Below are 14,963 nucleotides of genomic sequence, written 5' to 3'. Positions count from 1 at the left end.
TTTGCCCGGCGCGGTTTGTGTGCGGATACAAAACCGGGTGTGCGGGCGGGTGTGACGGGATATGGCTGGGTTGGTCGGACGGCCGGATTGGCCGGTGCTGCCGAGTGGGCGATGTGGACGGCGGTGATCGTTTCGCCGGCCGTCGGCGACCTCGGCGGTGATTGCGGGGCGTGCGGCGGCCTGTTCCCATGTGTGACGGTGTGTGCGGTTGCGTCGTTATTTGTGACACGCGTGATTTGTATTGTTCGCAAAACGTATTACTATTGCGATCTGGCATGATTGTGAGCGCTAACAAAACATCGTTGTAAGGCAATGACGACGTAGCTCGAACAATCACACGGAAGAGAGATGCCCGCGGCGATAACGCGGGCGCATATCAGCAATTGAGGTATTTGCCATGAGCAATTCCACAAGTGACGCCTCCGCCGTCGAACTCGGCGGCGACGAACGCAACCAACGCGGCTCCGGCCGCTACATCGTCGGCCTAGCGCTGAGCGCAGGCCTCGCCGGTCTGCTGTACGGCTACGACACCGTCTCCATCTCCGGCGCGATCGACTTTTTGCAGACCAAGTACTCCCTGAGCCCCGCGCTGCAGGGCATGGTCATCTCGTCGATCATGATCGGCGGCGTGATCGGCGCCGGCTTCTCCGGCTTCCTGTCCGACCGTTACGGCCGCCGCAAGCTGCTCATGTTCGGCGCAGCGTTCTTCTTCGTCGCCGCGCTGTGGTCGGCGTTCACGTTCAGCCCGGCCACGCTGATCCTCGCCCGCGTCATCGGCGGCGTCGGCATCGGCCTGGCCGCCGCGCTCGCCGTCACCTACATCACCGAATCCGCGCCGACCAACATCCGCGGCGCGCTCACCAGCGCATACCAGCTGCTGACCATCTCCGGCATCTTCCTGACCAACGTCATCAACTACTTCATCGCATCCTCCGGCTCGCACGACTGGGGCGTGAACATCGGCTGGCGCTGGATGCTCGGCATCGGCGCGATTCCGGCCGCGATCTTCTTCGCCGCGCTGTGGTTCAGCCCCGAGTCCCCACGATTCCTCGTGCAGGCCGGCAAGGTCGAAGAGGGCTTCAAGGTGCTCGAGCGCATCAACGGCACCGAGAAGGCGCGCCGCGACGTCGAGGAGATCCAGAACCAGATCGCCGAGGAGAAGAAGGCCAACGCCCAGTTCTCCGACCTGTTCAAGCCGGGTCTGCGTAAGGCGTTGCTCATCGGCATCTTCCTCGCCATCTTCAACCAGGCCATCGGCATGAACGCCATCAGCTACTACGGCCCGGTCATGTTCAAGGACATGGGCTTCGGCGGCAACACCGAATTCCTCGCATCCTCCTGCGTGGGCGGCATCGAGCTGGTGTTCACCGTCGTCGGCATGTACCTGATCGACACCGCCGGCCGCAAGAAGCTCATGGCCGTCGGCTCCGGACTCATGGTCGTGTTCGCGCTCGGCATCAGCTTCGCGTACGCCAACAACTATCAGTTGCTCATGCTCATCTTCGTGATGTGCTTCACCTCCGCGTTCGCGTTCTCGATGGGCCCGATCCCGTGGATCATGATCCCGGAGCTGTTCCCGACCTACCTGCGCGGCCGCGCCACCGGCATCTGCACCGTGTTCCTGTGGGCCACGAACTGGGCGATCGGCCAGTTCACGCCGGTCATGATCAGCTCGATCGGCGGCATGGGCACGTTCCTCGTATTCGCCGGCACCAACCTGATCTGCTTCCTCGGCGTGGTCACATTCGTGCCCGAGACCAAGGACAAGACGCTCGAGGAGATCGCCGAACTGTGGAAGCCGAAGTCCGAGCAGTCCAACGCGCAGCTTGAGGTGGTGCGCGCCACTGCCGACCTGCGCCAGGCCGAATCCGACATCAAGGCCGCCGAAGCCGAGCTGGCCCGCGCCCGCCGCGCCAAGGAACGCGCGATCGCCACGAAGGCCGCCGCCGAAGCGCTCGTCGCCGCGCAGAAGCAGCGCTGAGATGACGGTTTGGGTTGGCTGATCGCCGGTTGGCCTGCTGACTGCTGCTGGTCAACCGTCGCGCCGGTCAACCGCGGTGTCTGACTGATTGCCGCCGTTTGCGAACGTGTGCTTGCGCATACGATTGCAAACGGCGGTTTCGTATATACGCGGTTGCCGGATGGAAGCCGTTTCGCGCGACTGGTGTGAGATACGCCGCGAAATTGCCTCTGGTGAAAACGGGCGGTGGTTGTTAGGGTTGACCACGGACTTGATTTTGCGATGACGCGTACCGTGCGATGGGTACGGTACGGCGTGCGGTTGTGCGGAAGGCGGGAGATGATCGACAAGCGGTTGTTCCGGATGGCTCCGGGACTTGGCAAGCTCGTGGCCGGCAAAGTGGCGTGCATGTGGGTGTCGCTGCTGGCCAATATCGGATTCGTGCTGGCGCTGGTGTCGCTGCTCGGCTCGCTGCTCCACCAGTTCGGTCCGAAGTCCTGCTATGGCGGAGTGACGAAATGGGATGCGCCCTGCGTCTCGAATCCGTACGGGCTGACCGACGTGGCGTTGTCGCCGCGGTCGATCGCGATGTATACGGCCGTATTCATCATCTGCGCAATCGTGCGCTACGCGATGGCCCGCATCGCCGCGGGACTGGGCACCGAAGCCGCCGAACGCGTCAAACTGGGGCTGCGCGAAAGCCTGTATCGCAAGATGCTGCGACTGGGGCCATCGTATGCAACCCGCGTCAAGACCTCCGACATCGTGCAGTCGGCCGGCGAAGGCGTCGAACAGATCCAAAGCTTCTTCGAACTGTTCCTGCCGCAGCTGTTCTACTCGATCCTCGCGCCCATCACCCTGTTCGCCGTGCTCGCGCCCGTCAACATGCCCACAGCCGCCACGCTGCTCGTATGCGCCCCGCTCATCGTGCTCATCGTCGGGCTCGTGGCCATGAGCGCTGCCCGCATGTTCAAGAAATACTGGGGCAGTTACACCGACATGGGTGCCACGTTCCTCGATGACATGCAGGGCCTCGAAACGCTGAAGATCTTCGACGCCGACGAACGCGCCGCCCGCGAGATGGACGAGAAGGCCGAACGCTTCCGCGTCATGACCATGCGCGTCTTGCAGATCCAGCTGCGATCGTTGTCGTCGATGGACCTGGTCGCATATGGCGGCACCGCGGCCGGCATCGGCGTCGCGCTGTGGCAGTACGCGCAGGGATTCTCGTTCGCCGGCGGCCGCGAGACGTCGCTGTCGCTGGCCGGCGTGCTGCTCGTCGTATTGCTGTCGGCCGATTTCTTCATCCCGCTGCGCCAGCTTGGCTCGTACTTTCACGTTGTGATGAACGGCATGACCTCCACCAAACGCATCTTCCGACTGCTCGACGCGCCCGAACCCAAGCACGGCGACGTGACGCTTGCGAACGATCGCAGGTTCGCCCCGGTCGTCGCGTTCGATCACGCCGGCTTCTCCTACCACGGCGACGACGATCAGAGCGCCGAACGCGACGAGCAGGCGCTCTCTGACATCACGTTCATGGCCAATCCCGGCCATGTGACCGCGATCGTCGGCGTGTCCGGTTCCGGCAAGTCCACGGCCGCCGCGCTTCTGGCCGGCACGCTGACCGGATACACTGGCTCGATCGCGCTGCTCGACATGCGCGGCCGGCATGAGATCCGCGACATTGCGGCCGCATCGCTGACCGATGCCGTTACGCTGGTCGGCGCGCGCAGCCACCTGTTCGCCGGCACGCTGCGAGACAATCTCGCGATGGCGTACCGCGGCCCGGCGGGGGAGAGCGTGGAACGCGCGATGTGGGATGCGCTGCGACGCGCCCGCATCGACGACTTCGTGCGCGAGCAGCCGGACGGATTGGACATGACGATCGAACCGGATGCGGCGAACCTGTCCGGCGGTCAGCGCCAGCGCATCGCGATCGCACGCGCCCTGCTGCACGACAGTCCGGTCTATGTGTTCGACGAGGCGACCAGCAGCGTGGACGTCGAAAGCGAATCGCTGATCCTCGAGTCGATCCACGATCTTGCGAAGGCTGGCAAGACGGTCATCATGATCACGCACCGCATGGCGAACGCCGAGCATGCCGACGTGATCGTCGTGTTCAGCCACGGTGAGGTCGTGCAGAGCGGCATGCACCGCGGCCTGATCGGCATCGACGGTGAATACGCGCGTTTGCATCATGCGCAGCAGCAGATCGAACAGGTCGGCCGGCGCGACGTCTCGGGTGACGCCGTTGCGGCGGATCATGCTGTCATTTCGACCGAGCAGCAGTTTGCTCCTGTCATTTCGACCGGAGCGCAGCGGAGCGGAGAAATCTCTTCCCGGACACAGTCTTCTGATGCGGAATCGGAAGAAGATTTCTCGACTCGGCTTCGCCTCGCTCGAAATGACAAAGAGGAGAGCACTTCCGCTCGACATGACGATACCGAGGTTTCCCATGCCGTTTCCTCCCAAGAAAAGCTGAGCGGCGTCATTGTGCGACTGTTGCGGATCGCGCGGCCGCTGGCCTCGATCATGACCCTAGCCAGCGTGGCCGGTACGATCGGCCATCTGGCGGCCACGTTCCTGCCGGTGTTTGGCATGGTCGCCGTGTTCTCCCTGCTCGCACGAGGCGGATGGCCGGTGCCCGATAGGGGCGTTGTCCCGGCCGTCACCGCGATGGTCATCTGCGCCGTACTGCGCGGCGTGATGCGCTACATCGAACAGTATTCCAACCACAACGTCGCCTTCCGACTGCTTGCCCTGTTCCGTTCCAAGGCGTTCGCCGCCCTGCGCCGCCTCGCCCCGGCCAAGCTCGCCGGCAAGGGCAAGGGCGATCTGATCGCGCTGATCACCACCGACGTGGAACTGCTCGAGATCTTCTTCGCGCACACCATCTCGCCGGTCGTCATCGCCGTGGCCACCACCGTGGTCTACGCGCTCGTGCTGCTCGCGCTCAACCCGGCGATGGCGCTGCTGCTCGTCGTCTCACACCTGATCATCGGCGTGGTCGTGCCGAAGTTCTTCGCCACGAACGTGCAGAGCCTCGGGCCGGTCATCCGCCATCAGGCGTCCGACCTCGACAACGTGGTGCTTGACGACATGCGTGGTCTGCGCGAGATCATCGGCTTCGGTCGTGGCGAGGAGCGCGCCGCGAACATCGTGGCGCGCACCAAGGCGCTGTGGAAGGAGCATGCGCGACTGAGCCGCGTCAACGGCGGATTCGCCGGTATCGGCATGGTATTGGTGATGGCGTTGACCGTTGCGGCGGCCGCGCTCGCGGTCTGGCTCGGTCTCGGCACCCCGAAGGATGCTCCGGCGCTGACCATTGCGTTCGTGCTGTTCGCCAGTTCGTTCGGTCCGACGCTCGCGTTGAGCGCCCTGCCTGCCAACCTGACGCAAACGTTCGCGGCCGCGCGTCGCCTGTTCGCGCTGATGGACGAAACGCCGGCCGTCAGCGAAACCGGAACTGCAACCCCCGCATACGATGGCACAGCCCTCGAGCACGTCACCTTCGCCTATCCGACCGGGCGTGGCAGCCTCTTGACCCCCTCAGTCAGCTCCGCTGACAGCTCCCCCTATCAGGGGGAGCAGAGGAAGCTGGTGCTTGACGACGTCTCGCTGACTGTCCCGCGCTCCGGCATCCTCGGCGTCCAAGGGCCGTCCGGTCGCGGCAAGTCCACGCTGCTCAAGCTGCTCATGCGCTACTGGGACCCGCAATCCGGCACCGTCACCTTCTCCGGCGAACCCCTGCCGCAGATCGACGCGTCCTACCGTCGCCGCGTGCAGACCATGATGAGTCAGGAGACCGCGCTGTTCGATGGCACGATCCGCGACAACCTGCTCATCGCCCTGCCAGACGACATCCGCGACGCTGCCAACGGTCGCAATGACAACGATGGCGACGGCAGCAGCAACGGCAAGGCTGCCGTCGCCATGTCGATCGACGATCGTCTGCGCGACGCCTGCCGCAAGGCGTCCGTCATCGACCTGATCGACTCGCTGCCCGCCGGACTGGACACGCCCGTCGGCGAACTCGGCGACCGGCTGTCGGAAGGCGAACGCCAGCGCATCGGCCTGGCCCGCATCTTCCTGCGCGACGCCGACCTCGTGCTGTTCGACGAGCCGACGAGCCGTCTCGACGTGTTCAACGAGGCCGTGATCCTCCAGTCGATCAACGCGCTCGCCTCCGAACGCGACGCCGCGATCGTGCTCGTCTCCCACCGCGAATCCGCCATGCGCATCGCCGATACGGTCGTACGAATGTAATGTCATCGTACGATGGTGCAATGGTAGCTTGATAGATCAGGAGGTGCCATGAGCGCGATTGCAACGGTGGACGAGGGTTCCCTCGCCGAAGCGAAACGGATCATCGAGGCGGGCGGACTGGTCGTCATCCCCACGGACACGGTCTACGGCGTGGCATGCGACCCGCGCAACAAGACCGCCATCGCACGCATCTACGAGGTCAAGCAGCGCCCGCGGTTCAAGGCGTTGCAGGTCCTGCTCGCCGATATCGAACAGATCGACGGCCTCGGCCTCGACCTGCCGGCGCCGCTCAACCGACTCGCCGCACGCTTCCTGCCAGGCGCGTTCTCGCCGATCGCCGTCGCCCGCGACGACTGCGATCTGGCCACCATCAGCCCCACGCCGAACGGCACGCGCACTCAGGGCATCCGCATCCCCAACTCGGCCGTCACCTTGCGCATCTTGAACGCCACCGGACCGCTCGCCGCTTCCAGCGCGAACCGGTCCGGTGAGGAAAGCGCCCAGACCGTCGAGGAGGCGCGGGCCGCGTTCGGCGATGCCATCGACCTGTACCTGGACGGCGGCCCCACGCAAGGCCATGTCGCCAGCACCGTGGTCGCCGCCAATCCGCTCTCGCGCGACGGCATCGACATCCTGCGCGAGGGCGTGATCCCGCAAGCCGTCATCCGCAAAGCCATCCACCTCAACGGCGGCGGGTTCGGCGCATGAGAATCTACCTGCTCATCGCCGCGCTCGCCGGCGGCATCACCTACCTCGTCACCCCGCTCATCCGCCATCTCGCCATCCAGATCGGCGCGGTCGGCAAAGTCCGCGCACGCGACGTGCACACCATCCCCACGCCGCGCATGGGCGGTCTCGGCATGCTCGTCGGCTTCCTCGGCGCGATGCTCATCGCCAGCCAGCTGCCGTTCACCGGCAACCTGTTCCACGCGAGCCGGCAGGCGTGGGTCGTGATGCTCGGCGCGATCTCGATCTGCCTGATCGGCATGGCCGACGATCTGTGGGATCTCGATTGGATGCTCAAGATGTCAGGCCAGCTGCTGACGGCCGTGTTCGTCGCATGGGGTGGTCTGCAGATCATCTCGCTGCCGCTCGGCTCGCTCGTCACCGCATCCCCGAGCATTTCGATCACGATCACCGCGTTCCTGATCGTCGCCTCGATCAACGCGGTCAACTTCGTCGACGGACTGGACGGACTCGCGTCCGGCATCGTCGCGATCGGTGGCATCGCGTTCGCCGTCTACTCGTACATCATCGCGCGCAACTCGCCGTCGTACGCGTCGATGGCCACGCTGATCGATGTCGCCATGATCGGCATCTGCGTCGGCTTCATCCTGCACAACTGGCATCCGGCGAAACTGTTCATGGGCGATTCCGGCTCCATGCTGCTCGGCTATCTGATCACCTGCGCGTCGATCATCATGACCGGCCGACTTGACCCCGCGTCGATTCACGCAAGCATCTACCTGCCGGTGTTCATGCCGATCCTGCTGCCGATCCTCGTGCTGTTCCTGCCGGTGCTCGACATGTGCATGGCGATCGTGCGACGGCTCGCGAAAGGCCAGTCGCCGATGCACCCCGACCGCATGCACCTGCACCACCGCATGCTCAAGATCGGCCATTCCGTGCAGGGCGCGGTGCTGACGCTGTGGGGCTGGGCGGCGCTCATCGCGTTCGGCTCGCTGATGATCCTGTTCTTCCGCGCACGCTACGTGGCGATCGGCATGGCCGTGGCGACCGTGGTGCTCACGATCGTCACCATGTACCCGTATTTGAAGCACCGCATCCCCGAGATCCGCGAGGAGAACGAGGAGATCGAACAGCGCGCCAAGCACATCCGCGAGGACTGACAGCCGCTGCGTTGCCCGCCATACCACGGGCGCGTGTCACTCGTCAACACACGTTCATATAGTGGGTCTATGGCTTTAATTCCTAACACGAATGACAACAACTACGCCCCGCTCCCTCCGATCTTCGCCCAGTTGGGCCTCGCCTACGACGACGTCCTGCTACTGCCGAACGAGACGGACGTGATCCCGTCCGAAGTGGACACCACCACCCACCTGACCCGTGAGATCACCATGAAGGTCCCGGCGATCTCCGCCGCCATGGACACCGTCACCGAATCCGAAATGGCCATCGCCATGGCCCGCAACGGCGGCATCGGCGTGCTCCACCGCAACCTGTCCATCGACGACCAGGCCGCCCAGGTCGACGTCGTCAAGCGTTCCGAATCCGGTATGATCACCGACCCGCTGACCGTCAACCCGGACGTCACCCTCGCCGACCTCGACAAGCTGTGCGGCAAGTTCCACATCTCCGGCCTGCCGGTCGTCGACAAGGACAACAAGCTCGTCGGCATCATCACTAACCGCGACATGCGCTTCATCGCCTCCGAGGACTACGACCACCTCAAGGTGCGCGACGTGATGACCAAGGAGAACCTCATCACCGGCCCGTCCAACATCTCCAAGGAGGACGCGCACGACCTGCTCGCCAAGCACAAGGTCGAGAAGCTCCCGCTCGTCGACAACGAAGGCCACCTGACCGGCCTGATCACCGTCAAGGACTTCGTCAAGACCGAGCAGTACCCGGACGCCACCAAGGACGCCCAGGGTCGTCTGCGCGTGGCCGCCGGCGTCGGCTTCCTCGGCGACGCGTGGCAGCGCGCCTCCGCCCTCATGGAGGCCGGCGTCGACGTGCTCGTCGTCGACACCGCGAACGGCGAGGCCCGCCTCGCGCTCGACATGATCCGCCGCATCAAGTCCGATCCGGCCTTCCGCGACGTGCAGGTCATCGGCGGCAACATCGCCACCCGTTCCGGTGCCCAGGCCATGATCGACGCGGGCGTCGACGCCGTCAAGGTCGGTGTCGGCCCCGGCTCCATCTGCACCACCCGCGTGGTCGCCGGCGTCGGCGTCCCGCAGCTCACCGCAGTGTACGAAGCCGCCCAGGCCTGCAAGGCCGCCGGCGTGCCGTGCATCGCCGACGGTGGCATCCACTACTCCGGCGACATCGCCAAGGCCCTCGTGGCCGGCGCGTCCTCGGTCATGCTCGGCGGCGCGCTCGCCGGCTGCGAGGAGGCCCCGGGAGAGAAGGTGCTCCTGCACGGCAAGCAGTACAAGCTATACCGCGGCATGGGCTCGCTGGGCGCGATGGCCCCGCGTGGCAAGAAGTCCTACTCCAAGGATCGCTACTTCCAGGCCGACGTCACCTCCAACGACAAGGTCGTGCCGGAAGGCGTCGAAGGCGAAGTGCCGTACCGCGGACCGCTCAACGCCGTCCTCTACCAGATGATCGGCGGCCTGCACCAGTCGATGTTCTACATCGGCGCGCACAACATCAAGGAGATGAGCGAGAAGGGCCGCTTCATCCGCATCACCGACGCCGGCCTGCGCGAATCGCACCCGCACGACATCGTGATGACCGCCGAAGCCCCGAACTACTCCGGCTTCCACAACTGATCGGTCGGTTTCAGCTATCTCGGCTCCCTCTGATGAGGGAGCTGTCACCGTAGGTGGCTGAGGGAGAGAACACGGGGTATGCCCGTGACAGCCTTCAGTCGCGCCACGCGTGTCAGCTCCGTCATCCGAGGGAGCTTTTTCGTATGCGCTGATCGATCGATAACGGCTCTCCTGCACGAATACGGCAGGGGAGCCGCTTTTGTATCGGCGGCGCGGTAGCCTGTACTGTTCGATACAGGACGAGAAACAGCAAGGAAAGGCGGCGCACGATGGTGGACAGCCATGATGCGGAAACGTACAGCGCGAAGGATTCGCGCCTGATCTGGATCGATTGCGAGATGACCGGACTCGACATCTTCGGCGGCGACGAGCTGGTCGAAGTGTCCGTCGTGCCGACCGACTTCGACCTCAACGTGCTCGACGAGGGCGTGGACTACGTCATCAAACCGTCCGAGGCCGCCGTGGCCCACATGAACGACTTCGTGCGCAACATGCACACCCGCTCCGGCCTCATCAACGAATGGGAGCACGGCCTTTCGCTCGCCGAGGCGGAGCAGAAGGTCACCGAATACGTGCTGCGCTTCACCCCGGACGGCGTGCGCCCGCTGCTCGCCGGCAACACGATCGGAAGCGACAAGAAATTCCTCGACCATTACATGCCGAACCTCATGAGCCACCTGCACTACCGCAGCATCGACGTGAGCACGCTGAAGGAACTCGCCCGCCGCTGGTATCCGGCCGTGTATGAGAACCGCCCGCCGAAGAACGGCGGCCACCGCGCGCTCGCCGACATCATCGAATCGCTCGACGAACTGCGCTACTACCGTGAGGCGTTCATGGCGCCCGCCCCCGGTCCGGATGAGGCGACCGCCAAGCGCATCGCCGCCGACGTCGTCGTCACCAGCATCCTCAACAAGTAGCCCGCATTCCTGGCTCCGATTTGTCATTTCGACCGAGCGCAGCGAGCGGAGAAATCTGAAAAAAGCTGAATGCCATCGCAAGATTTCTCGACTCGGCTCCGCCTCGCTCGAAATGACATGTTTGGTCGGATCGCATCGTAAGAACAGTAAAGGAAACCACATGACCGCAGTCGACTGGACCGAGATCACCGGTCCCGCAGACATCCGACTCGTCGTCGCCGACATGGACGGCACGTTGCTGGACGAGCACAGCGAGATCCCGTCCGGATTTTGGCCGATGCTCGAACGGCTGCAGTCGCGCGGCGTCGAATTCGTGCCCGCGTCCGGCCGTCAGTACGCCACGCTGCGATCCATGTTCGCCGACCGCGTGCCGCGCGAACTGTCGTACATCGCGGAGAACGGCAACGTCGTCGTCGCGGACGGCGAGCTGATCGAAGTTCACGGTGTGGACGTCGCCGTCTCGCGTACCGTCATCGACATAGTCGACACGGCCGTCGCGAACGGCACGCACGACGTCGGCCTCGTGCTGTGCGGACTGAACACGGCGTACGTGCAGCGCACCGATCCCGCGTTCGTGGACGAATGCCGCAAGTACTACCACGCGCTCGAGATCGTGCCCGACCTGCACGCAGTGCTGCCGAGCGTCGAGCGCGGCGACGAGACGATGTTGAAGCTCGCGATCTTCGACTTCGGCGATGCCGAGTCGATGGCCGCCGATCTGCTGGGCGACATCGCGCGCGACTGGCAGGTGGTCGTCTCGGGCGCGCACTGGGTCGACATCATGAATCCGCAGACCGACAAGCGGCGCGGGGTCGAGGCGCTGCAGCGGCATCTGAACGTCGCGCCGGCGCAGACTGTGGTGTTCGGCGACTATCTCAACGATCTTGAGATGCTCGCCGCCGGCGAGTACTCGTTCGCGATGGGCAACGCGCACCCCGACCTCAAGGCCGCCGCGCACTACATCGCGCCCACGAACATCGACCACGGCGTGCTGCAGGTCGTCGACCGCCTAGTTGGCTGACTGGCTGGTCGGTCGTCTGATTGGCTGTCTGACCGGTTGACGGTTTGCCGATTACCTGAATCTGTCATTTCGAGTGAGACATGTCTGTCCAACCCCTGTCATTTCGAGCGAGGCGGAGCCGAGTCGAGAAATCTTCTGGTGCTGGTGCGGTGTGAAGATTTCTCCACTCGCTTCGCTCGATCGAAATGACATGGCTTGGGTCATGTGTTCGGCCGATGATGGAAAGCAGGCGTGATAGGAGGGACTATGCGGCAAAGCGAGGCGCTGGCGATTCTGCAGGCCGGTGCGAACGTATTCCTCACCGGTGCGCCGGGCGCGGGCAAGACGTATGTGTTGAACGAGTTCATCGCCGCCGCGCGCAAGGCCGGCGCGTCCGTGGCTGTCACCGCATCGACCGGCATCGCGGCCACGCATATCAACGGCCAGACCATCCACTCGTGGAGCGGCGTCGGCGTGTCGACCTCGCTCACCGCGAACCTGCTCAAACTCATCAAGACACGTCGCCGGCGCAAGATCGAATCCACCGACATCCTCGTCATCGACGAGGTCTCGATGATGCACGCGTGGCTGTTCGACATGGTCGATCAGGTCTGCCGTGCGATCCGCCGCGACCCGCGGCCGTTCGGCGGCATCCAGGTCGTCCTGTCCGGCGACTTCTTCCAGCTGCCGCCGGTGAGCGTGTCGGGCCGCAACAACGATCTGATCACGCCCACGCCCGAATTCGTCGCCGCCCGCGAACGTTACGCGAAGGCCGGACTGAACCCGGAAGGATTCGTCACCGAATCGCTCGTATGGGCCGAGCTCGACCCGGTCGTGTGCTATCTGACCGAGCAGCACCGTCAGGACGACGGCCAGCTGCTCGGCGTGCTCACCGACATCCGCGACGGCTGCGTCGATCAGGACGACCGCGACGCGCTGGTCACGCGGCTCGGCGTCGTGCCGGATGCCGGGGAGGTGGCGGTGCACCTGTTCCCGGTCAATCGGCAGGCCGACGGGCTGAACGACCTGCGGCTCGCGCAGATCGGCTCGGCCGAACACACGTTCTTCGCGGAGTCGTCCGGTCCGGTGAATCTGGTGGACCGGCTGAAGAAGAACATGCTCGCGCCGGAGAAACTGGTCTTGAAGACCGGCGCTGCGGTGATGGCGCTGCGTAACGACGCCGACCGGCAGTTCGTCAACGGGTCGCTCGGCACGGTGCGCGGGTTCGCATCCGAGGCGAAGGGCGGCTGGCCGATCGTCGAGTTCGAGAATGGCAACGTGGCGACGATGAAGCCGGCCGCGTGGGAGATGATGGACGGCGAGACGGTGCTCGCGTCGATCAACCAGGTGCCGCTGCGGTGCGCGTGGGCGATCACGATCCACAAGTCGCAGGGCATGACGTTGGGGCGTGCGGTGATGGATTTGCGGCGAACGTTCGCACCGGGCATGGGGTACGTGGCGCTCTCGCGCGTCGAGTCGATGGACGGACTGTTTCTGGAGGGCGTCAACGAGCGGATGTTCTACGTGTCGCCCGACGCGGTGCGGCTCGACGGCGTGCTGCGCGAGCGTTCCGGCGCGGCCGCCGACCTGCTTGCGCAGGACGGCGCCGAGGCGTTCGACCCGCGTGCGCGCGCCGTCGGCGGCTCGGCCGACGACGAGTTCGAGCAGGGCGAGCTGTTCTAGCGATTGTCCAAAAATACGGGGCTGCGGTGAGACGGGCGGGGCCGCGGCGGCTGCTAACGTATGCGGTTCTGGTACAGTGTCGTGGGTTTGCTCGGAAAGGAGCGAACAACAGTGACAGTCGAAGACAAGAAGGAGCTTGCCGTGGCCGGTGAAGGCGCACAGAAGAAGAACATCAAAGCCATCGTCATCGCCGCGATCGTCGCGGTCGTGGTCATCGTCGCCGCCGTCGTGGTCGGCGTGACCGTGTTCGGCGGTCCGAGCGTAGAGACCCTCAAGGCCGATTGCGCGACCGCGTCCGACGATCTGCGCGTCGCACAGAACGAATACAACGGCCTCGTCAACGGCGACGCCGCCACCGCGTCCGCCTATACCAAGGACGACGTGAACGATGCCAAGACCCTCGACGCGCTTAACAAGGAGCTCTCCGCCGAGACCCCGGAGCTTGCCTCCTGCAACGTCGACGCGGATTCCGAATACGAAACCGCGATCGAGAACATCAAGAAGAACACCACCTGGTACCAGGACCACACCAAGACCCTGCAGAAGGCCGTCGACGCCGTCAACGCCAGCCTCAAGCAGTGAGCGACTAGCCGGTTTCCGCCGGCTTGAAGCGCAAGGCTCTCCGAAGAACGCGGTGTTTTTTCGGAGAGCCTTGTTGTTTGCTGGTTATGCGGCGGCCGGTTAAGGCATTCACTGTGCCGCCTCACAGGTCCTGCACTGCCATGTGCGTTTCCTTGCGCCGACTAGCTTTGTCGTGTCGGTACCAGCCGATGCCCAGCAGAATCAGTCCCGGAATGCTGTATCTGATCATTCCGGAGACGATGCCCATTACCACCATCGGGCCGACGGCATCCCATGGTGCTCCTGACATGACCAACACGAACAGGTTCCATCCAATCGCCCATGCCACGCCGAGCGAGATCCACCCGATCGGCGGTATCAGCCAGAATCGTGTGTCGCCGGTGCGGGTCAGACGGAACTGCAAGACTACGGAAAGAACGAACAGAACGATCACGATGATCGGCAGCACGGTGGCCGCGGTAGAGAGATGTTCAATATGATCGGCAATGAACTGTTCCATAATGCACTCCTCGTTGAGTTGCGTGACTAGTCCGATGATAAGCCTCACGTATGGATGGGTGCTGCTACTGATCGGAACGATCGCATTGTCTGCGATATTCGGTGATGAGTATTTTCGCGGTGTCGAAGTCGAGTTTATCGTCCACGGCAAGCCGCTTGATAAGGGCGATGTACGGCTCGTTGTCGATCTGCTCGGCGAGTCGGATCTTCTGGATGAGACGGTCGAGACGAAGCCTGACGGTGGGGTAGGAGACGCCGTATTCGGCGGAGACCTCCTTCATTGAGCCAGAAGCAAGCAGAAACCGCTTGATGAAGGCCATGTCTTCGTCGTCAAGATTCTGCATCCACGGTGGCGCGGTATTCATACGATGTGATTTCTCCTTTCTTCCTTGAATAATAATTTCAATAAAATTAAGTATATCTTTAATAATATTAAAGATCAATGTGTGGTGTTGTTGGAGACCGTGTTTGTTGTTTTGATGGATGGGTTGGTATGACGAGAGGCTTCTAGGCAGAATGGGTGGTGCCTTAAACCTAACCGTTCTAGCGAAGGAGCCTCCGTGGTCAAGGGTAGCAGTGTTAGTGTG

Annotated in this window: 11 protein-coding genes; 9 read left to right on the top strand and 2 right to left on the bottom strand. The window is 63.8% G+C overall.

Features of this window, described 5'->3' with window-relative positions; translation table 11 throughout:
- The first annotated feature begins 397 nt into the window (after nucleotides 1-397).
- The 9 genes from JS541_RS00055 to JS541_RS00015 all read left to right on the top strand — a co-directional run bounded on the left by JS541_RS00055 (nucleotide 398) and on the right by JS541_RS00015 (nucleotide 13,878).
- Complete coding sequence (locus JS541_RS00055) at nucleotides 398-1,981, top strand: sugar porter family MFS transporter (RefSeq protein WP_236036748.1); 1,584 nt, start codon at nucleotides 398-400, stop codon at nucleotides 1,979-1,981.
- Nucleotides 1,982-2,299: 318 nt separating this feature from the next.
- Nucleotides 2,300-6,229: an ATP-binding cassette domain-containing protein gene (locus JS541_RS00050; protein WP_214372287.1), complete on the top strand. Its 3,930-nt coding sequence runs from the start codon at nucleotides 2,300-2,302 to the stop codon at nucleotides 6,227-6,229.
- Nucleotides 6,230-6,277: 48 nt separating this feature from the next.
- Nucleotides 6,278-6,937: an L-threonylcarbamoyladenylate synthase gene (locus JS541_RS00045; RefSeq protein ID WP_214372285.1), complete on the top strand. Its 660-nt coding sequence runs from the start codon at nucleotides 6,278-6,280 to the stop codon at nucleotides 6,935-6,937.
- On the top strand, nucleotides 6,934-8,079 hold the full coding sequence (locus tag JS541_RS00040) for an MraY family glycosyltransferase (RefSeq protein ID WP_214372283.1): 1,146 nt from the start codon (nucleotides 6,934-6,936) through the stop codon (nucleotides 8,077-8,079). The genes JS541_RS00045 and JS541_RS00040 overlap by 4 nt, the downstream gene beginning before the upstream one ends.
- Before the next feature lie 69 nt (nucleotides 8,080-8,148).
- The gene (guaB, locus tag JS541_RS00035) at nucleotides 8,149-9,693 is read left to right on the top strand and encodes an IMP dehydrogenase (protein ID WP_214372281.1); all 1,545 of its coding nucleotides are present in this window, start codon (nucleotides 8,149-8,151) and stop codon (nucleotides 9,691-9,693) included.
- Between the two features lie 269 nt (nucleotides 9,694-9,962).
- Complete coding sequence (orn, locus tag JS541_RS00030) at nucleotides 9,963-10,613, top strand: oligoribonuclease (protein WP_214372280.1); 651 nt, start codon at nucleotides 9,963-9,965, stop codon at nucleotides 10,611-10,613.
- Nucleotides 10,614-10,773: 160 nt separating this feature from the next.
- Nucleotides 10,774-11,634, top strand: coding sequence for a Cof-type HAD-IIB family hydrolase (locus JS541_RS00025; protein ID WP_214372279.1), 861 nt, complete (start codon nucleotides 10,774-10,776; stop codon nucleotides 11,632-11,634).
- A gap of 246 nt (nucleotides 11,635-11,880) precedes the next feature.
- Nucleotides 11,881-13,296, top strand: coding sequence for a PIF1 family ATP-dependent DNA helicase (locus JS541_RS00020; RefSeq protein WP_214372278.1), 1,416 nt, complete (start codon nucleotides 11,881-11,883; stop codon nucleotides 13,294-13,296).
- A gap of 111 nt (nucleotides 13,297-13,407) precedes the next feature.
- Entirely contained in the window at nucleotides 13,408-13,878 is a 471-nt protein-coding gene (locus tag JS541_RS00015; protein ID WP_214372277.1) for a hypothetical protein, read from the top strand.
- Nucleotides 13,879-13,999: 121 nt separating this feature from the next.
- Here the strand turns inward: JS541_RS00015 and JS541_RS00010 are convergent, their stop codons facing one another.
- Both JS541_RS00010 and JS541_RS00005 read right to left on the bottom strand, forming a co-directional pair.
- Nucleotides 14,000-14,377, bottom strand: a complete 378-nt coding sequence (locus JS541_RS00010) for a hypothetical protein (protein ID WP_214372276.1) — start codon at nucleotides 14,375-14,377, stop codon at nucleotides 14,000-14,002.
- Between the two features lie 64 nt (nucleotides 14,378-14,441).
- Entirely contained in the window at nucleotides 14,442-14,741 is a 300-nt protein-coding gene (locus JS541_RS00005) for a DUF2089 family protein (protein ID WP_214372275.1), read from the bottom strand.
- Between the last annotated feature and the right edge of the window lie 222 nt (nucleotides 14,742-14,963).

This window comes from Bifidobacterium sp. SO1 (assembly GCF_018555335.1).
GTDB classification, from domain to species: Bacteria; Actinomycetota; Actinomycetes; order Actinomycetales; family Bifidobacteriaceae; genus Bifidobacterium; species Bifidobacterium simiiventris.
This window is presented reverse-complemented; position numbering and strand designations above follow the sequence as displayed.

Coding starts and splice junctions, on each gene's coding strand:
- JS541_RS00055 (WP_236036748.1), top strand. CDS start 398: ATGAGCAATTCCACAAGTGACGCCTCCGCCGTCGAACTCGGCGGCGAC.
- JS541_RS00020 (WP_214372278.1), top strand. CDS start 11,881: ATGCGGCAAAGCGAGGCGCTGGCGATTCTGCAGGCCGGTGCGAACGTA.
- orn (WP_214372280.1), top strand. CDS start 9,963: ATGGTGGACAGCCATGATGCGGAAACGTACAGCGCGAAGGATTCGCGC.
- JS541_RS00045 (WP_214372285.1), top strand. CDS start 6,278: ATGAGCGCGATTGCAACGGTGGACGAGGGTTCCCTCGCCGAAGCGAAA.
- JS541_RS00025 (WP_214372279.1), top strand. CDS start 10,774: ATGACCGCAGTCGACTGGACCGAGATCACCGGTCCCGCAGACATCCGA.
- JS541_RS00010 (WP_214372276.1), bottom strand. CDS start 14,377: ATGGAACAGTTCATTGCCGATCATATTGAACATCTCTCTACCGCGGCC.
- JS541_RS00050 (WP_214372287.1), top strand. CDS start 2,300: ATGATCGACAAGCGGTTGTTCCGGATGGCTCCGGGACTTGGCAAGCTC.
- guaB (WP_214372281.1), top strand. CDS start 8,149: ATGGCTTTAATTCCTAACACGAATGACAACAACTACGCCCCGCTCCCT.
- JS541_RS00005 (WP_214372275.1), bottom strand. CDS start 14,741: ATGAATACCGCGCCACCGTGGATGCAGAATCTTGACGACGAAGACATG.
- JS541_RS00040 (WP_214372283.1), top strand. CDS start 6,934: ATGAGAATCTACCTGCTCATCGCCGCGCTCGCCGGCGGCATCACCTAC.